Origin of the sequence: Burkholderia sp. BCC1985, from assembly GCF_905339915.1 — a bacterium.
Taxonomy (GTDB): domain Bacteria; phylum Pseudomonadota; class Gammaproteobacteria; order Burkholderiales; family Burkholderiaceae; genus Burkholderia.
On the sequence record NZ_CAJPGY010000074.1, the window covers coordinates 1 to 17,541 of the forward strand.

At 62.4% G+C, this 17,541-nt stretch carries 17 protein-coding genes and 1 pseudogene; 7 read left to right on the forward strand and 11 right to left on the reverse strand.

The annotated features are described in order from the left end of the window. From U4Z31_RS35620 to U4Z31_RS35645, 6 genes are all read left to right on the forward strand, one after another. The coding region (locus tag U4Z31_RS35620) for an IS3 family transposase (RefSeq protein WP_321812840.1) at positions 1 to 922 on the forward strand (922 nt) is incomplete at its 5' end. Positions 923 to 1,620: 698 nt separating this feature from the next. Further along, on the forward strand, positions 1,621 to 3,003 hold the full coding sequence (locus U4Z31_RS35625; protein ID WP_321812841.1) for an MFS transporter: 1,383 nt from the start codon (positions 1,621 to 1,623) through the stop codon (positions 3,001 to 3,003). 66 nt (positions 3,004 to 3,069) lie between these two features. Then, positions 3,070 to 3,837 carry a LysR family transcriptional regulator gene (locus U4Z31_RS37275; RefSeq protein WP_415750330.1) on the forward strand — a complete coding sequence of 256 codons (768 nt, stop codon included), beginning with the start codon at positions 3,070 to 3,072 and terminating at the stop codon, positions 3,835 to 3,837. Next, on the forward strand, positions 3,773 to 3,988 hold the full coding sequence (locus tag U4Z31_RS35635; RefSeq protein ID WP_415750331.1) for a hypothetical protein: 216 nt from the start codon (positions 3,773 to 3,775) through the stop codon (positions 3,986 to 3,988). Before U4Z31_RS37275 ends, U4Z31_RS35635 begins: the two co-directional genes overlap by 65 nt. A gap of 57 nt (positions 3,989 to 4,045) precedes the next feature. After that, positions 4,046 to 5,461 (forward strand): aspartate ammonia-lyase, encoded by a 1,416-nt coding sequence (locus U4Z31_RS35640; RefSeq protein WP_321812842.1) that lies wholly within the window; start codon positions 4,046 to 4,048, stop codon positions 5,459 to 5,461. Between the two features lie 24 nt (positions 5,462 to 5,485). After that, a complete protein-coding gene (locus tag U4Z31_RS35645) occupies positions 5,486 to 6,031 on the forward strand; it encodes a prolyl-tRNA synthetase associated domain-containing protein (RefSeq protein ID WP_321812843.1) in 546 nt (181 codons plus the stop codon). 75 nt (positions 6,032 to 6,106) lie between these two features. Here the strand turns inward: U4Z31_RS35645 and U4Z31_RS35650 are convergent, their stop codons facing one another. From U4Z31_RS35650 to U4Z31_RS35690, 9 genes are all read right to left on the reverse strand, one after another. After that, on the reverse strand, positions 6,107 to 7,060 hold the full coding sequence (locus tag U4Z31_RS35650; RefSeq protein ID WP_321812844.1) for an asparaginase: 954 nt from the start codon (positions 7,058 to 7,060) through the stop codon (positions 6,107 to 6,109). Between the two features lie 50 nt (positions 7,061 to 7,110). Further along, positions 7,111 to 7,461, reverse strand: coding sequence for a RidA family protein (locus tag U4Z31_RS35655; protein ID WP_321812845.1), 351 nt, complete (start codon positions 7,459 to 7,461; stop codon positions 7,111 to 7,113). 55 nt (positions 7,462 to 7,516) lie between these two features. After that, positions 7,517 to 8,662, reverse strand: coding sequence for an FAD-dependent oxidoreductase (locus U4Z31_RS35660; RefSeq protein ID WP_321812846.1), 1,146 nt, complete (start codon positions 8,660 to 8,662; stop codon positions 7,517 to 7,519). After that, entirely contained in the window at positions 8,649 to 10,067 is a 1,419-nt protein-coding gene (locus U4Z31_RS35665) for an NAD(P)/FAD-dependent oxidoreductase (RefSeq protein ID WP_321812847.1), read from the reverse strand. The genes U4Z31_RS35660 and U4Z31_RS35665 overlap by 14 nt, the downstream gene beginning before the upstream one ends. After that, positions 10,060 to 10,434, reverse strand: a complete 375-nt coding sequence (locus U4Z31_RS35670) for a (2Fe-2S)-binding protein (protein ID WP_321812848.1) — start codon at positions 10,432 to 10,434, stop codon at positions 10,060 to 10,062. The genes U4Z31_RS35665 and U4Z31_RS35670 overlap by 8 nt, the downstream gene beginning before the upstream one ends. Positions 10,435 to 10,573: 139 nt before the next feature. Beyond that, the gene (locus U4Z31_RS35675; RefSeq protein WP_321812849.1) at positions 10,574 to 11,371 is read right to left on the reverse strand and encodes an ABC transporter permease; all 798 of its coding nucleotides are present in this window, start codon (positions 11,369 to 11,371) and stop codon (positions 10,574 to 10,576) included. 15 nt (positions 11,372 to 11,386) lie between these two features. Next, complete coding sequence (locus U4Z31_RS35680; protein WP_321812850.1) at positions 11,387 to 12,307, reverse strand: ABC transporter permease; 921 nt, start codon at positions 12,305 to 12,307, stop codon at positions 11,387 to 11,389. After that, entirely contained in the window at positions 12,300 to 13,367 is a 1,068-nt protein-coding gene (locus U4Z31_RS35685; RefSeq protein WP_321812851.1) for an ABC transporter ATP-binding protein, read from the reverse strand. The genes U4Z31_RS35680 and U4Z31_RS35685 overlap by 8 nt, the downstream gene beginning before the upstream one ends. 159 nt (positions 13,368 to 13,526) lie before the next feature. Further along, positions 13,527 to 14,570, reverse strand: a complete 1,044-nt coding sequence (locus U4Z31_RS35690) for an ABC transporter substrate-binding protein (protein ID WP_321812852.1) — start codon at positions 14,568 to 14,570, stop codon at positions 13,527 to 13,529. Positions 14,571 to 14,778: 208 nt separating this feature from the next. On the opposite strand from U4Z31_RS35690, the gene U4Z31_RS35695 reads away from it, so the two are divergent. Further along, a complete protein-coding gene (locus U4Z31_RS35695; protein ID WP_321812853.1) occupies positions 14,779 to 15,696 on the forward strand; it encodes a LysR substrate-binding domain-containing protein in 918 nt (305 codons plus the stop codon). Between the two features lie 91 nt (positions 15,697 to 15,787). Here U4Z31_RS35695 and U4Z31_RS35700 read toward each other — a convergent pair whose 3' ends face one another. Continuing rightward, the gene (locus U4Z31_RS35700) at positions 15,788 to 16,579 is read right to left on the reverse strand and encodes a porin (protein ID WP_321812854.1); all 792 of its coding nucleotides are present in this window, start codon (positions 16,577 to 16,579) and stop codon (positions 15,788 to 15,790) included. 537 nt (positions 16,580 to 17,116) lie between these two features. Further along, positions 17,117 to 17,541: pseudogene (locus U4Z31_RS35705) on the reverse strand (ATP-binding cassette domain-containing protein); the annotation flags it as partial.

Here is a 17,541-nt window from a genome sequence, read left to right on the forward strand (position 1 = left end):
TATGCGACTGCGGGAGGGGCGGACCATCCTATTAATGGATAGCGCACTCGCCCTCGCTGCCGGAGGACGACCAGTGAAACTGGTTTGTGAAGTTCTCGGCGTGTCGCGCTCGAACGTATCGGCACGACTGTCGCGTCCGGCGACGTGGCGCGATGGCCGTCAATCGAGGCAGACTGACGACGCGGCCGCAGTCGAGGAAATCCGCCGGGTCATCGGCGATTTGCCCAGCTATGGCTATCGCCGGGTTTGGGGCATATTGCGCAACGAGCGCGTCGCGGTTGGGCTGGTGCCGTTCAATGCCAAGCGCATCTATCGCGTCATGCGTACGCACGGGTTGCTGATGCAGCGCCGGCCGCTTCCGCCTCGCCCCCAACGTCGACACGACGGCAAGGTGGCCGTCGCGCGCAGCAATCAGCGATGGTGCTCGGATGGCTTCGAGTTCCGCTGCGACAACGGCGAGCCGCTGCGCGTAACGTTCGCGCTGGATTGCTGTGACCGTGAGGCGATGAGTTGGGCAGCCACGACGGCAGGCCACAGCGGCGACATCGTGCGAGACGTGATGCTGGCTGCAGTGGAAAATCGGTTTGGCAACGAACTGCATACACCGTCCGAAATCGAGTGGCTGAGCGACAACGGTTCGGGCTACACGGCCGACGACACGCGCCGGTTCGCAGTGGCCATCGGCCTGAAGCCATTGACCACGCCGGTGTGCAGCCCGCAAAGTAACGGGATGGCCGAGAGCTTCGTGAAGACGATGAAACGCGACTACGTCGCCTTCATGCCGAAGCCGGACGCAGCGACTGCTGCACGCAACTTGGCCATCGCGTTCGAGCATTACAACGAGAAGCATCCCCATAGCGCGCTGAAATACCGCTCGCCTCGCGAGTTCCGGCGCTCGATGGATTCAGCAACCTTAGTGTGACGCTGTGTCCGGTATTACAGGGGCAACTCCACACTTATTCATTTTACTTCCCCGCTCAAATCGCCGCCCGGCGGCATTTACGCATCAATAAAACCGGTTAAATTGATAACGAACACATAATCGACCTCAGAAAGCGGGGTGATGCCAATGAGAGTTACCCAACCATCCGAATTTAAGCGGGATTATGAAATCTGAGACAACATAAGAAACTGAACAAATGTCACATCCACTTGACTCGACAGAAAAATCCGTAAAACCTTCAAACACTGTTAAAAATCGCCGCCTCTCTCTGTATTTGTATGAAAATAAGCGGATGACGCCATCGCTCAGCATGACCCAAAATGTCACGCCGCCGTCATCCCGGTGCAATGAGCGCTTGAAGGCCCTTTCCTCTCCAGGAGTTTCCTGGTGCAGCAAGCCTGCGAGTCCGGGCCTCGGCTCCGGACGATATGTGCCAACACTCGTCCGTTGTTGCCGGCGGCATGTGATCAGCAATCAAGAATCAGGACGCACGCGCCGCCCTCGCATCGCCTCAATCCAATAATCAAATCGCGGCAACTCACCTTCAGTCAACCCGCGACATACAATTAGTATTACTGATACTGCTTCAACACATACTGTTTTCTTTAATCCGCGTCTCTACACTGGTTTCCGAAGGTGCAAGCGCCTGACGATAACCAGCGTTTCAGGAGACGAAAGTGAGCAAGCAGATCTTGATGGAGGACGTTCCGCTGCGCGGCTTCCATCTGCGCGTGGCGTTCAGCGGTACGGGCGGACAGTTCAGCGACGGCTTCGTGCTAGGCATCATTGGCATCGCCGTGAGCATGGCCGCGGGCGTTCTTCATCTGAATGCGCTGTGGATGGGTGCGCTCGGCGCGGCGTCGCTTGCCAGCCTCTTTTTCGGCAGCATGTTTGCCGGCCCCATCGCGGACAAATATGGTCGACGCACCATCTTCGCATTCGACATGCTGCTCTTCGCGGCGATATCCGCTGCGCAATATTTCGTCACGTCGCCGACCCAGCTGCTGATACTGCGCCTGCTGCTCGGGCTCATTCTCGGCGCGGACTACGTCGTCAGCAAGTCGCTCGTGACCGAGTTTGCGCCGCGCCGTTATCGCGGGCGCCTGCTGAGCGTTCTTGCCGCGGCCTGGGCAGCGGGTTACGTGGGCGCCTACCTCGCCGGCTTCGCAATGCGCGATCTCGGCCCCGACGCATGGCGCATCATGCTGGCCGCGAGCGGCCTGCCGGCCCTGCTGATTCTGCCGTTCCGCCTCGGTGTACCGGAGTCGCCGATGTGGCTGATGAAACGCGGCAGGAGAAACGAGGCGCTCGACATCATCCGTACCAAGCTCGGCCCGGACAAGGTTTTGCCCGTGCAATCGGCGGTTGCCCCGGAACGTCGCGGCACATGGTCGGAACTGTTCTCGGCGCGCTGGCGAAAGAACACGCTGGTCGGCTGTGTGTTCTATACGTGCCAGGTCATTCCGTATTTCGCGCTCGGCACGTTTTCGCCGAAGGCCCTCCAGGCACTGCAGGTCAAGGACGGCTTTGTCGGCGGGCTCGCTTATAACTTCCTGCTGTTCGCCGGCGCGATCTTCGGCCTGCTGATCGCGGACAGAATCTCGCACCGCGCCTTTCTCGTCGGCAGTTTCTATCTTGCCGCGCTCGGGCTCGCGGTGCTTGCCTATGCCGGATTCGGCCCGCTCGGCACGATACTCGCATACGGTGTGTTCGCCTGCATTCTTTCAGCCGCGGCGAACCTCGAGTTCGTGTATCCGCCCGAGCTTTTCCCGACTCATCTGCGCGCGTCGGGCGTCGGACTGGCCGTTGCCTCCAGCCGTTTCGGCTCTGCCATCAGCACGTTCCTGCTGCCTGTAGCCGTGCAGCACGTCGGAATCCACCTCGCACTCTGTGTCTGCGTGGCCATCCTGGTGTTCGGCGGGGTGTTCTGCCACGTGTTTGCACCGGAAACCGGCCGCGAGAATTTGTCGAATATGAGCTCGGGTCGACACGAGCGCGAATCCGCGGTCGATGGCGAGCGGAACGTGAGCCTGCATGCGTGTGCACATCGCAACGGGTAAACAACGGAGCCACAGCACGCCCCGGTCTTGATATCGTCCGCCGGCCATCAACCATCGGAGCCTACCATGTCGTCCAACAAGCCAATCGATATGTACGCGGTGCAGGTCTTTGTTGCAGTGGCGGAGGAAGGTAGCATGTCCGGCGCGGCCGCGCGCATGGGCATTTCCCAATCGGGTGTCTCGCAGATCGTTCGGCAACTGGAGGACGAGCTCGGCGTCGTGCTCGTCAACCGGATGACGCGCCCGCTCGCGCTGACGCCATTCGGCATTGCGTTGAGGAACCGCGGCGCAGTACTCAGCGAGGAAATCGCCAATCTGAAGGCGCAGGTCGTCGAAGCGGGACGCGGCATTAAGCCCGATCTCCGAATCGGGCTGGTCGACTCGTTCGCGGCCACCTGCGGCTCGGCTTTCACGAAGCGGCTGCTGGGCAAGATCTCGCAACTGTCGATCCGCACGCGGCTGGGCCCGCAGCAACGAGAAGCGCTGCTGAGGCACGATCTGGATCTGATCGTCACGAGCGACGCGTTGATCGACGCCAACGACGTCGTGCGGTTCCGGCTCCTGTCCGAGAAGTACCTCGTCGTCACGCCCAGGGATTTTCGCCAGCCGATCCGAACCGTGGAAGACATCAGGGCGTTGGCAAACGCGTTGCCGATCGTGCGCTTCAACCGGAATTCGCAGGTCGGCATGCAGATCGAGCGCTATCTGCGACGCATCGAAGTGCGCGCCGACGAGGCTCGAACTCGACAACGCCGATGCGCTCACGTCGATGGTTGCCGAAGGCATCGGATGGGCCATGACCTCGCCCATGTGCCTGCTGCAGGCAGCCGCTGATGCAGGCCAGGTGCGCACCCACGTCGTCGATGGGCTGGGCCTCGAACGGTCGCTATATCTAGTGGCGCGCCGGAACGAATACAGCGCCTTCTTCGAAGACGCGTGCGACACCGCGTACGAAGTGATCGAAACGTCGTTCCTCCCCGCGTAAGAAAAGCGCTCGGCCAGAAAATCGAACAACTTATTGATATCGGACACAGGAACTCAAGTGAACACTCAACTCGAAAGTGAAATGCGTACGGAACGCGATTACGTCGGTGAAGTCGAGATCCCGGCCGACAAGCTGTATGGCGTCAACTCGGTCAGGGGCGCCGACAATCTGACGGTTTCTCCGCTCAGCGTCGCGCACTATCCGGCGTTCCCCGTTGCCTTCGCTCAGTGTAAATGGGCAGCAGCGCTTGCGAACCGCGACAACGACGCGATCACGCCCGAGCAATGCGATGCAATCGGCCGCGCGTGTCGGGAGATCATCGACGGCCAGTTTTCGGATTCGCTGATTGTCGATCTGCTCGAGGGTTCCGGCGGCACCTCGACGAACATGAACTTCAACGAGGTCATCGCCAATCGGGCGCAACAGCTTCTCGGCCATGCCGCGGGGTCGTACGAGGTGATCCATCCGAATGACCATGTGAATCGCTCTCAATCGACCAACGACGTGTATCCGGCCGCGATGAAGATCGCGACTTACGCGATGCTCGGCCCGCTCATCGCGGAAGTCGAACGGCTCGCCGCGCAGTTCGACGGCAAGTCCGTCGAGTTTGCCGATATCCTGCACCTCGGCCGGACGTGCCTGCAGGATGCGCAGCCGATGCGCCTCGGCCAGCTCTTCGGCGGTTATGCGGCGCTTGCGTGGCGTCTGGCGGAAGAGTTGGCGGCCGTGCGCGACAAACTGCGCACGCTCCCGCTGGGTGGCACGGCGATCGGCACGGGATTCGGCGCGCCCGCCGGTTATCGCGCCGCTGCTTACAAGCATCTCTCGGCCATCACGGGCGTCGACTTCGTTGCGCCGGCCAACTCGTTCGACGCGATGCAGAACAAGGATGTCTTCTCTCGCGTGTCCGGCGAACTGCGCACCTGCGCGGCGTCCATCGCGAAGATCGCGTCGGACCTGACGGTTCTGTCGTCCGGACCGGCGGGAGGATTGGGGGAATTGCGGCTTCCCGAAGCGCAGGCCGGCTCGTCCATCATGCCGGGCAAAGTCAACCCGGTGCTGCCGATGGCAATGATTCAACTGAGCTTCGCGGTTATCGGTAACGACGTCGCAGTGGCCCAGGCTGTCCAGTATGGCGAGCTGGAAATCAATCACTTCGAACCCGTGGTGGCGTCCCGGGTATTCGACAGCATCACGCTGCTGACCAACGGAATCTCGCGGTTCACGCAGAAGTGCATCGCCGGCATCACCGCAGACGTTGCACGCAACGAGCAACATCTGATGGACTCGATGGCCGTAGCCACGGCGCTCGTGCCCAAGCTCGGATATGCTCGCGTGAGCAAACTTGCACGCCAGTCGGTTGTGGAAGGTCGACCGCTGGCAGCTATCCTCGCCGAATCCGGCCTGCTGTCTCGCGGCGACACCTTGTCGGAAATCGACTCGGCGTCGTATCCGGTTTTTGAACCGCGATGACCAAATCCTGGCCGGCCGCGCGCGATGGCGGCCGGCCTTGGCACACGCATCTCGATCGACTTGAACATGATGGAAAGGAACGAATTGCTTGAGCTGCTCGACCGGCAGAATGTGTCGTTCGAATGCGAGCATCACGAGCAGGTGCTCAATATGGCGGAATCGGGGGCGCTCGCGCTTTCGCTCGTTGGCGCACGCTGCAAGAATCTGCTGCTGCAGGACAAGCAGGGGGGCCTATACCTCGTCGTCACGACCGCACACAAGTCGCTGGACTTGCACGCGGTCGCGAATACGTTGGGTAGCAAGCGTCTGTCGTTCGCATCGGCCGAGCGCCTGTTCGATCTGCTTGGCGTTCGCCCCGGATCGTTGAGTCCGCTCGCGCTGGTCAACGACGCGGCTCTCAGCGTGAGCCTCGTGATCGATAAGGATCTGGCGAACGAAGCGATCTTCCTATTTCACCCGCTCGACAGCACGGCCACGATCGCGTTGTCCCGACAAGATTTCGAAACCTTCCTGGAATACATTGACCACGCGCCGTCGTGGCATGTGCTGGGCGCCCGGCAAGTGGCGTGACGCGCCAAGGTAGCGGCAAACTGGCAGGTTGCGATCAAGGCCAACTGCTCGCCGTGAACAAAACAGCCCATCCCCCTACTGCAACAGTCGAAGCTGCATCGCAATGCGTGCCTTCACGGCGGATAAGCCGTGCGAGTCCGGCAGTTCGTCCGTTTTCTTTCCGAGCACGTGCCCTTCCGCGCACCGCGTCGCGCGTACCACCGGAATGCCGCGCTTGGACGCCACGAGCAATGCCTCCTTCAACGGCTTGCCCAACGAGCCGTTGCCTGTCCCGGCGGCAACAATGCCTTGCACCCGGTTCTCCAACAACAGGAAAACCAGCATGCCGTCGGCGCCCGCATGGTTCATGACGATTTCCACTCGCGGCCACGACGTGCAGCGCAAGACCTTTTGCAAGAGCGCTGCCGGGTTGCCGTCGGCGGTTCTGCTTCCGCTCGGCCAAGCGCGCATCAGCCGCACGCTGCCGGCTTCGACGTAGCCGATCGGGCCGGCGTCGCCAGAGCCGAAGGCGTCGACGCGCCACGGATGCGTCTTCGTGACATCCTCGGCGCCGTGGATTGTCCCGTTACAGACCACCACCACGCCGCGTGCGTCAGGAACCAGCGCGACGGTCACTGCATCCACCAAGTTCTGCGGCCCGTCGGTCAGCAACGCGGTAGCCGGGCGCATCGCGGCCGTCAAGACGAGGGGCTTGGTAGGCGCGAGCACCTCTTGAAGGAAAAATGCCGTCTCTTCCAGCGTGTCGGTACCGTGGGTCACGATGATGCCTGCCACGTCGGCCTGCTCCAGCCAGTAGGCACAGCGCTCGGCCAGTCGACGCCAAACGTCCAGGTTCATGTCCCGGCTGTCGATTTGCGCAACCTGCTCCGCGATGACCGGCAAATCATCGAAGGCTGGAATGCCGGCCAGCAGTTCGCCAATGCTGAGCTGGGCCGCGGTGTAGTGGAGCGTGTCCCCACGTGCGGCGGCGGCACCCGCGATCGTGCCGCCCGTGGCAAGGACCACGACTTTGTTCGTATCGGATTGCATGCTTTGAGAAACCGGTTTTATCGTCGTTCTTTGAGCATTGAAGGCCGGCATCAGATCGCGGCCGTGACGATGACTTCGATGAGCAGGCTCGATGCGGCCAGCTTGATTTCACCGGTCGCGCGCGCGGGCGCGCCTTCAGGCACCCACGCTTCCCAAACGGCGTTCATGGCGGCGAAGTCCGCATTGATATCCTTCAACCAGATCTGCGCGCTCAGGATCTTTTCCTTGCTGCTGCCGACGCTGGCCAGACGCGCGTCGATGATGTCCAGCACGCTTTTCGTTTGCGTGGTGATGTCGCCATCGCGGATGGCCGACGTCACGCCGGCCAGATAGGCGATGCCGTCATGCACGACGACGCGAGACAGACGGCGATTGGTTTCGTAACGTTGAATGTCAGACATGCGTTAGTTTCCTTGTAATCGGGTTGACGTGATCGGGTTGCGGCCTGTCGACAGATCAAGCGACCACGGCAGTTTCGAACCGGTCGACCGCGAAAGGCTCGATCGGCTGCGTAGTACTGCCGTCCAGAATCAGTTCGGACACGATCTTTCCGCCGATAGGGCCGAGCTCGAAACCATGCGCGGAGAACCCGAACGAATGCACCAACTGCGGCGCCTTCCGGCTCAGTCCGATGACGGGAATGTCGTCCGGCATGAACCCTTCGACGCCAGCCCATGCGCGCACGATGTTGATGCCGGACAGATGCGGGAATAGGTCCGTTACCGTTTCCGCGCTGCCGGCCAGCTTCATGAAGTCCACCTCGCCGAAGCGCCGCACCACGTCCGCGGAGCAGCGCAACGCGCCGCCGATCAGCACGGTGCCGTTCTCGAACTGCTTGAACGACAGCGCCCGACCTTGCCCGCCGAGGACCGGGTCGATGAAGTGAGGAACGCGCTGGGTGATCATCAACATCAGCCCCGTCGGCTTGATCGGCACGCTTTCCCCGACCTGTCCGGCGAAGTCGCCAGACCATGCGCCGGCCGCGTTCACCAACCAAGGCGCCGTGAACACGCCGCGCGGCGTAGTGACGCGCCACGCGTTGCCGACACGCTCGATGGCCTGAGCCGGCGTGTTCTCATGGAACCGGGCGCCCAGACGTTGCGCGGCTCTGCGAAATGCGGTCACCGCACGATACGGAATCGCGTGGCCATCGCGCTTGGCCCAGATGGCGCCGACCACGTGCTCCGACATCCCCGGCACGATTTCGCGAACGTGCTGCCCGTCGATGATGACTTCGTGGGTGTGGCCGAGCTGGTTCAACCGAGCAACGCGTTTACGCTGCACATCCCACTCGTCATGCGATTCCGCAATGCGCATGTTGCCGCTTTCGACGAACGTCCCGTCCTCTCCCACTAGCTCGGGAAGGTTGCGCCAGAGTTCCAGCGACGCAAGCGACAACGGCACTTCCGCAAAGTGGCGACCGAGCGTACGCACGCCACCGGCATTCACGCCGGACGCATGCCGTGCACAATACTCGGCCTCGAGAAGCGTCACCTTCGCGCCGCGACGAGCAAGATGAAAGGCACTCGACGTGCCGTGGAAACCGCCACCGATGACGATGACGTCGCTGCCGGCAGGCAGCGCCGCGTTATTTGGCTTCATTGGCGAGTTCTCCCAACGTGATCGGCTTGATTGGCGGACGGATGCGGTAGTAGCCGGCCTCCTCCGGCGGAACGCCACGCGCGTAGGCAATCACCTCGGTCACCGTTAGTCCGCACTGACGCCCCTGGCATGGGCCCATGCCGCAACGGCCGTAGCTCTTGACCTGATTGGAACCGGTGCAGCCGATCCGCACGAAATGGCGAATCTCGCCGGCCGTCACCTCTTCGCAGCGGCAGACCACGGTGGTGTCCGCCGGGATGCGGTTTTCCTTCTTCGGCCGATAGAGCGCGTCGAGGAACGGACGAATGAACAGGTGCTTGCGCATTTCGGCACGCAGCGGTTCCGCGAGGCGGTCCCGCTCCCTCGCCGACATGCGCCCAAGCTGGGTAGCAGCGGCCAGACCGGCGAGTTCGCCCTGCAGCGCAGCGACGACCGCGCCCCCGATGCCGCGGCCGTCGCCTGCGACGAAAATCCCGTCGACGCCCAGTTCGCCCCATGCGTCGGTCACCGGCACCCAGCAGAGTTGCGCGTCGTTCCATTCGTGCCTCGCGCGCAGCGACCAGGAGAATTGCGTATTGGGCACCACGCCTTGATGGAGCAGCACGACGGGGCTCGTCACCTGATGCGCTTGACCGTTGCACGAAAATCCGAGACCGCTTGCCTGCCCGTCACCCAATACGCGCAGATCTGTCGCTCCGTGGTAGAAGCGCACGCCGGCCTTCCTGAGCGAGGTCATCAGCATCAGCCCCTTCTTGAGGTAAGACCAGCCGGCCAACGCGCCGCCTGCGTGGCGAATCGCGCGCCGATAGTCGGCGCCGTCCGTCGTATCGACGATCGCGGCAATCTTCACACCGGCGCGCACATACTGCCAGCCGAGCAGATAGAGCAGCGGACCGCATCCAGCCAGCACGGCCGGTTGCGCCGGCGTCATGCCGGAGCCTTTGAGCAGGATCTGCGCCGCGCCGGCGGTCATCACGCCGGGCAGCGTCCAGCCCGGGATCGGGAATGGACGCTCCATCGCGCCGGTGCATAGAACGATGCGGCCGGCCTGGATGGAGCGGACCGAACCGGACTGCAGATAGTGAACCTGACGGTCGGTCGTGACTTGCCAGACCGCGGCGTGGGTGATGTGACGAGCGCCGCTTGCGGCAAACTGCGCGGCCAGGGTGGCTCCGGTACCGTAATCCGGGCCGAGGATTTCCATGCGATCGGAAGGCGCGTTCTGGATGCCGCGATAGATCTGGCCGCCCACGTCGCGCTGCTCGTCGAGCAGCGCGACCGTGACGCCCTGCCTTGCGGCGGCGACGGCGGCGGCCATCCCGGCGGGCCCAGCTCCGATCACGACGACGTCGTAGGCTGCGCTCCGGAATACAACCGTTTTCTGCGCGGGTTGATTGTCAGCCACGGCCCGCCTCCATCATCTTCGTCAGGCTCGTCACCGCGTTGCCTGCATCGTCCGGACGTTCGGGAAGACTGTCCTGGGTGCGAATCCGCATTCCGTTCTCGATCGACACAAGACAGCTTTGTCGATTGGCTACGCCGTCAATCTCGAGCAGGCACTCGAAGCACACGCCCATCATGCAATAGGGCGCGCGGCCGTCACCGGACACCGGCGAGCTGCGAAAGCGTCTGACGCCGCCGGCGAGCAACGCCGCGGCCACGCTGGCGCCCGCCGGCACGCGCATCGGTTCGCCGTTGAAGGTGACTGCCACGGTCTCCGCGGTCGGCGCGCCCGCACCGGCCATCGGTTCAAACAAGGAATCAGTAGCCATGGTTGAATATGAAATTAGAAATCCGAACTGTTCAGACCGGTTAGCAAGGGCAAAGCGAAGCCCTGGCACAGTGCGTCAGGTGGAAACACCGGGCGCGGCGGCGATCGGCGCAGCCGCGCCCGATACGCCGTGCTATCGTTCAGCCCTTGCCGATAAGCACGCGATCGAGGCCGACAAGCCGGTCCATGACGATCATCACGGCCAGCGTTCCGACAATGAGCATCGTCGCAACGGCTGCCACCATCGGGTCGATGGTTTGCGCGATCTGGTTATACATCGCCACGGGTAGCGTGGTCGTTCCGGGCGTTGCCACGAACACGGTCATGGTCAACTCGTCGAAGCTCTGGATGAACGCGAGCATCCAGCCGCCAACCACGCCCGGCAGAACCAGCGGCAGGACGATGCGGCGGAACACCGTGAAACGGGAGGCGCCCAGCGACAGCGCGGCACGTTCCGCATCCCGGTCGAGCCCCGTCGCCGACGAAAGCACCAGACGCAGCGCATACGGGAGGATGACGACGACGTGCGTGGCAGCGAGCCAGAAGAACGAGCCGGACACGTTGATAGACGTGAAGAAGCGCAGGAACGCAACGCCGAGCACGACGTGCGGAATCATCATCGGCGACATGAAGAAGCCCATGACCGCGCCGCGCCCCGGAAACTTATAGCGCGTCAACGCGAGCGCACCGGGAACCGCGATCGTGACCGCCACCGACGCCGATGCGAGGCCCACCCAAATAGACAGCCAGAAAGCCTGGATGATGACCGTGTTGTCCCGCACCGCGCGGAACCAGCGCAGCGAGAAGCCGTCCTCGAACGGCATCGAGATGTAGCCCTTGCTGGTGAAGGACACCAGGATAACCACCACCAGCGGCGCAACGATGAAGCCGATGAAGACGGTGTGATACAGCAGCGAGAGAAAGCCGTTCTTGCGCATGAGATGTCCTTTGGCTTACGCGTCGAAGACTTGACGGAAGCGACGTTCGACCCAGCGGTTCGCGCCGAGAATGATGAACACGTTCGCCACGAGCAGCAGCGCGGCAATGGTGGCGCCGAGCGGCCAGTTCAATGTGCTGAGGTATTCGTCATAGGTGGCCGTCGCGACGACTTTCAGTCGGCGGCCGCCCAGCAACGCAGGTGTCGCGAAGGCCGACGCCGCGAGCGCGAACACGATGATCGCGCCGGAAAGAATCCCGGGCAGCATCTGGGGCAGCATCACGCGGCGAAAGACGGTCAGCGGCGACGCGCCCAGCGAGAGCCCGGCGTTTTCCACCTGCGGATCGAGCTTTTGCAGGGTTGCCCACACTGAAATCACCATGAACGGAATCAGGACGTGCGTCAGGCCGATGGTCACGCCGGTCATCGTGAACATCAGACGCACCGGTTCGCTCGTGACGCCCAGGCTCATCATCACGTTGTTGATCAGCCCGTCGCTCCCGAACAGGATCGCCCAGCCGAGGGTACGGACGACCACCGAAATCAGCAGCGGGCCCAGGATGACGATGAGGAACATCCCACGCCACGGGCTCTTCATGCGCGCCAGAATCAGCGTTTCCGGAACGCCGAAGACGACGCAAAGCAGGGTCACGCCAAGGGCCAGCCCGCCGGTTCGCAGGAAGATGTCATGGTAGTAGCGGTCGGTCAGGACTTCGACGTAGTTGCCCCACGTGAAATCCGGCAGAATCCCGCGCGTGCCGTCGAACGCGTGGAAGGACAGCGTTGCGGTCATCAGCAACGGCACGAGCAGCAAGCCGATGAGCAACAACAGCGACGGCGACGCAAGTAACCACGGAGCAGCGCCCGCTCCGTCCCGGTTCTTCCGCCTGGCTCGACGTGTGTTCACGCTGCCGGCGGGTGAGGCCACTTCAGCCATGAGCGACCTCCTGCCGCGACAGCACGCGCATGTCGTCCTCGTTCCAGCATACGCCGACGTTGGCGCCCTCGACAGGCGGCATGCTGCCCACGTTTGGCACGCTCGCGGTCATCGGGCCGAGGGCCGTGTCGACCTGCAGCATCCAGTGATTCCCGAGGAAAAGGCGGGCCTTGACCACGCCGGGGATGCCTTCGCCGGCGGCACCCAAGCGCAGCTTCTCGGGACGGACGAACACGTGAACGTTGCCCGCCACGTGTTGCCCGTGATGCGGAATCGTCAACTCCAACGCGTTCACGTTGACGACCGTGCAGCGCTGGTTGTTGCCGACCACATTGCCCTGCAGCGAATTGGTCTTGCCGAGGAAGTTCGACGCGAACGGCGAGCGCGGCGCTTCGTACGCGTCGAACGGCTTCGCCAGCTGTACGATCTTGCCGCCGAACATCACGGCGATGCGATCGCTCATCGTCATCGCCTCGACCTGGTCGTGCGTGACCAGGAGCGTCGTGATGCCCAGGTGACGTTGAATCGCGCGCAGTTCGACATGCATGTCCTCGCGCAGCTTCGCGTCGAGGTTGGACATCGGCTCGTCGAGCAGCAGCAATTGAGGGCGGATGGCCAGCGCGCGTGCAATCGCCACACGCTGACGCTGGCCGCCGGAAAGCTCGCGCGGGTAACGCTTGCCCAGGCCGCCGAGGCGAACCAGTTCCAACGCTTCCGCGATTTGCCTGGCGCGGTCGCCGCGGCCGACGCCGCGCATTTCCAGTCCGAAGCCGACGTTGGCCTCAACGGTCATGTGCGGGAACAGCGCATAGCTCTGAAACACCACGCCCATGCCACGCCTTTCGGGGCGCTGCGCGGTGATGTCCTTGCCGTCGAGCACGATGCTGCCGCTCGTGGGGTTCACGAATCCGGCAATCATCTGCAGAGTCGTGGTTTTGCCGCAGCCGGAGGGGCCGAGCAGCGAGATGAACTCGCCTCGCTCGATATCCAGATCCAGCGACTCGACGGCGACGAAATCGTCGAAGTGCCGGCTTAGCTTGTTGAGAGAGAGAAATGTCATGGTCTTTCCAGCGGCCGAATGATTACCGTGAGGGCGCGTGTTTTCGTGTTCAATCGAGCGACAAGGTCGGCATCGGGCGTTTCGCGAGCACTGTCATCGCAAGTGCCGCCGAAGCACCGTTGAGTGACAGGGCCGACTCGGCCCGACGACGCATGCCGGTCAGCGCTCGACCGTGCGATTCCAGCGATTGGTCCACTCGGTGCGCTTTTCGTTGACCACATCCCACTTGATCGGCACCAGCTTGTTCACTTGCTTCGGCCCGTACGGCACCTTCGCGGCCACTGCGGGGTCGAGTTGCACCTTGCTATTGGTCGGCCCCCATCCCTCGCTCGCGGCCAACCAGGCCTGGACTTGCGGCGTCATCAGAAACTGCAGCAATTCCTGACCGCGCTCCGAACCGTTGTTCTTCACGACCGGGCAAGCCGCGATTTGCAGTGCGGTGGCACCCTCCTTCGGATATACGAACTCGACCGGGAAACCGGTGGCCTTCAGTGCCGCCGCGCGACCGCTCCCCCACGACGCCAGAGTGACGTCGCCATTCTGGAAGCTCTCCGCGACCTTGCCTGCCGACGGTTCGAAACTCAGCACGTTCGGCGCGACTTGCTTGATCATCGCGTTGAAACCGGGGTCGATGTTGGTCTCGCTGCCGCCGCTCATCCGGGCGAACATGATCAGCGTGTGCAGGCCGTAGGAGGTGGAAATCGGCCCCACCGACACCTTCTGCCTGAACTTGCCGTCGGCAAGCGCCTTCCACGAATCGGGCGCGGGCAGACCGGCCTTCCTGAACGCTTCGGTGTTGTAGACCAGGCCTGTCGCCACGACGGCGATCCCGGCGGAGCGGTCGTCGATGCGCGCGAGCGGATACAGGTCCTTGTAGATCGGCGCATCCTTGATCCTGTCGCAGAAACCAAACTTGACGGCTTGCTGCATCGGGCCATCGTCCATGATGACGAGGTCCATTTCCTGGCGGCCCTTCTGCGCTTGCAGCTTCGCCAGCGTGTCGGTGGAGTTGCCCGCCACGTAGACGATCCTGACCTTGTGCGCGGCCTCGTAAGCCGGAATGATTTTTTGCCGGAACGTCTGTTCCGTCGAGCCGCCATAGGAGCCGACGTAGACGTTAGGGACGCCCTCGGCGTGAACCGCGACACTGCCGATCAATGCGACTGCGGCTGCGAGCGACGCGCGCGCAAGCTTGGTTTTCATCAATGTTTCCTCCATTCCGGCGCACGCCAGCCGACATGAACCGACTGCGTTACACCATTTTTTATTAACATAGGGTTATGGAGCGCGTTCTCCTGAAAACACCCGTCCATCCCAATGAAATCAATTGTATTTGGAGGAAACGAAACAATACAATACAATAAATTTTGCGCGGTATAACATTACGTTATAGATTTGGAGAGGGGTTTTTATGCGTTTGCGACAGCTCGAGGCCTTTCGTGCAGTCATGCTATGCCAGACCGCGACCCGGGCGGCCGACATGCTGCACATTTCGCAACCCGCAGTCACCCGATTGCTGACCGATCTGGAAGAGAGCGCGGGTTTTCCGCTGTTCGAGCGCACCCGGGGCCGCCTGCGGCCGACGCCGGAGGCTCACCTTTTGTATGAGGAAGTGAACCGCTCGCTCATCGGTGTCGAGCGCATCGCCCGTGCGGCGCATGCGATCAAGACGCAACAGCGCGGCACCCTGCACGTTGCCGCGCCGCCGTCGATCGCACTGTCGTTCATCCCGCGATTCCTGTCCCGTTTCCTGCGCGACCACGGCGAAGTGCGCGTCAACCTCGGCGTGTACGATTCCAGGACCATCGTCGACATGGTGATCGGCCAGCGATGCGACATCGGTATCGTCAACCTGAACATGAATAACACCGGCACGCATGGCGACAGCCTCCTGTCGATCGCCCATATGTGTGCGGTGCCCCAGGACCACCCGCTCGCCGGCCGCGAGGTCATCGTCCCCGCGGACATCGAAGGCCAGATCTTTCTCGCCCACCCGAGCCTGCTGGGCACCCGTCTGTCGATCGATACGATGTTTGCGTCGCACAAGGTCGAGTACAAGCTGGCGCCGGTGGAAAGCCAGGTTTCGGCGACCCTGCTCTCGCTGGTCTCGGCCGGCCTCGGCATCTCGCTCATCGACGCGATCACGGCGCTGGAATACAAGGGCAGCGATTTGCGCTTCATCCGTTTCGAGCCCTCGGTGCCACTGGACTTCACGGTACTGATGCCGCTTCAGCGCAATCCGTCAAAGCTTGCCGAGAGCTTCATATCGCGTTTGCGCGAGTTCGCACTGAGCGAACTCGATCCACAGGTAGTGATCAGCCCAGGCTGAGGCGATCGGATTTCCGTCGCGATCTGGGAAACCGAGATACGCGAAAGACACGTTCCGGCTCCCAAGCAAGCCTCGCCCATCTCGGGCGCACTCAGAATCTGTGGTGCATGCCGACGACCACCTGGGCCTGCTTGTTCGAGCCGGAATCGACGTTGTTCGAGCCGATCATCGTCGGGGCCGCGCCTGCGCCGCTCTGGCCGCTGGCAACGCCGTACACGTCGGTACGCTTGCTCAGGAAATAATCCACGCCGAGCGCAAACTGATTCTGCTTCGCTGACGAGTCGCCGTACGACTTCATATAGTCGTACCCGATCTCAGCCTGCAGTGCCGCGGTGAGTTGCCATAACACATACACTTCACCGTTATGGTATTTCTCCGACTTCCTGAACGTCGAGCAGGCATCCGGACTGTACTGCGAGAAACTGTAGTAGCCGCCCACCGTCAAGTCGCCGTGCACGTAGTTGCCGCCGGCACGCGTGATATCGATCGATCGCGACGAAGCGTACGCGTTGTTGACCGAGCGCTTGAATATCGAATCGGCCGACGTCGTTCCGCGCGACGACAGAGCGGCACTGCCGTTGTCGATATGCAGGCGACTGCGCGGCCAGCGATACCTCGCATTGCCATAGGACACGGCTCCGCTATATGTCTGCCCCGAACCCATGGAACCGGCGACACCCCCGAACGCGTATATGGCCTCCAGTCGAAGACCCGACCAGTCCGGACTGGTCGATGTCACGGAATTGCTGATTCGGAGGCTGCTGTCCGCCGCGTCGATATCTCCGGGCTGCTGAAAAAACCGCTGAGCCAGTGATTCCCCTGAATAGGCGCCACAAGATGAGCCAGGGGATTGAGCCGCCGACCGACCGTCACCGCCCCCCACTTGCAGGCGGTCAGGCCCGAATAGGCCTGCTGGCCAAACATCCTGCCAGACGGAAGACTGCTACCACGTCGCCGCCAAGATCCTCGCGACCCAGGAACCCGAATCGCGATCCGGACTGAGCGCCGCTGACCATCGAAATCCGCGTCGGTTTTCCGCCGTTGTTATGAATGTACATCAAGCTGGTATCAACGAGCGTCCGCGGAAGACACTCGACTTCGATACACCGGTTGAGCGATTTCATCAATTCGTTGCATCGACGGGTTGAATCCACAGCCCGTTGATGCCGGCCCCGGCATCGAGCTTCGCCAGTTCAACAAGCGGATGTTGAAGAACGAGCAGGCCCGGATGTTCATTCGCATGTAGACCGGCCTGCAGATAGATACTGGGCCCCTCGTCAGGATCCCCAAACCGGTGCGCAATCAGCTGCGTCGTGATTCCCGGCGCGGAAGCAGGTCACTTATCGTCTCGCCTCGAAACTCGGTGGCTGGGGCACAAATCCGATTGTAAAGTCGGGCGACGCAATATTCGGTTCCTCAACTACTTCAACCGCCCCGACAAGAACTGCCCGAGCCGCTCGCTCTTCGGGTTGACGAGAATCTCCCGCGGATCGCCCTCTTCCTCGATCTTCCCCTGGTGCAGGAAGATCACGTGGTTCGACACGTTGCGCGCGAAACCCATCTCGTGCGTGACGACGACCATCGTGCGGCCTTCCTCGGCGAGCTTCTGCATCACCTTCAGCACTTCGCCGACCAGCTCCGGGTCGAGCGCCGAGGTCGGCTCGTCGAACAGCATCACCTCGGGTTCCATCGCGAGCGCGCGCGATCGCGACGCGCTGCTGCTGGCCGCCCGACAGGTGCGACGGATACATGCCTTCGACACGCGGCGCGAGCCCGACCTTCTCCAGATACTTGCGTGCCCGCGCAACGGCTTCCTCCTTGCCGATTCCGAGCACGGCCATCGGC

Bases quoted from the DNA above. Each gene is read 5' to 3' on its own strand.
- U4Z31_RS35635 (WP_415750331.1), top strand. From the start codon at position 3,773: ATGGTTGCCGAAGGCATCGGATGGGCCATGACCTCGCCCATGTGCCTG.
- U4Z31_RS35695 (WP_321812853.1), top strand. From the start codon at position 14,779: ATGCGTTTGCGACAGCTCGAGGCCTTTCGTGCAGTCATGCTATGCCAG.
- U4Z31_RS35680 (WP_321812850.1), bottom strand. From the start codon at position 12,307: ATGGCTGAAGTGGCCTCACCCGCCGGCAGCGTGAACACACGTCGAGCC.
- U4Z31_RS35670 (WP_321812848.1), bottom strand. From the start codon at position 10,434: ATGGCTACTGATTCCTTGTTTGAACCGATGGCCGGTGCGGGCGCGCCG.
- U4Z31_RS35655 (WP_321812845.1), bottom strand. From the start codon at position 7,461: ATGTCTGACATTCAACGTTACGAAACCAATCGCCGTCTGTCTCGCGTC.
- U4Z31_RS35645 (WP_321812843.1), top strand. From the start codon at position 5,486: ATGGCGGCCGGCCTTGGCACACGCATCTCGATCGACTTGAACATGATG.
- U4Z31_RS35685 (WP_321812851.1), bottom strand. From the start codon at position 13,367: ATGACATTTCTCTCTCTCAACAAGCTAAGCCGGCACTTCGACGATTTC.
- U4Z31_RS37275 (WP_415750330.1), top strand. From the start codon at position 3,070: ATGTCGTCCAACAAGCCAATCGATATGTACGCGGTGCAGGTCTTTGTT.
- U4Z31_RS35675 (WP_321812849.1), bottom strand. From the start codon at position 11,371: ATGCGCAAGAACGGCTTTCTCTCGCTGCTGTATCACACCGTCTTCATC.
- U4Z31_RS35690 (WP_321812852.1), bottom strand. From the start codon at position 14,570: ATGAAAACCAAGCTTGCGCGCGCGTCGCTCGCAGCCGCAGTCGCATTG.
- U4Z31_RS35660 (WP_321812846.1), bottom strand. From the start codon at position 8,662: ATGAAGCCAAATAACGCGGCGCTGCCTGCCGGCAGCGACGTCATCGTC.
- U4Z31_RS35650 (WP_321812844.1), bottom strand. From the start codon at position 7,060: ATGCAATCCGATACGAACAAAGTCGTGGTCCTTGCCACGGGCGGCACG.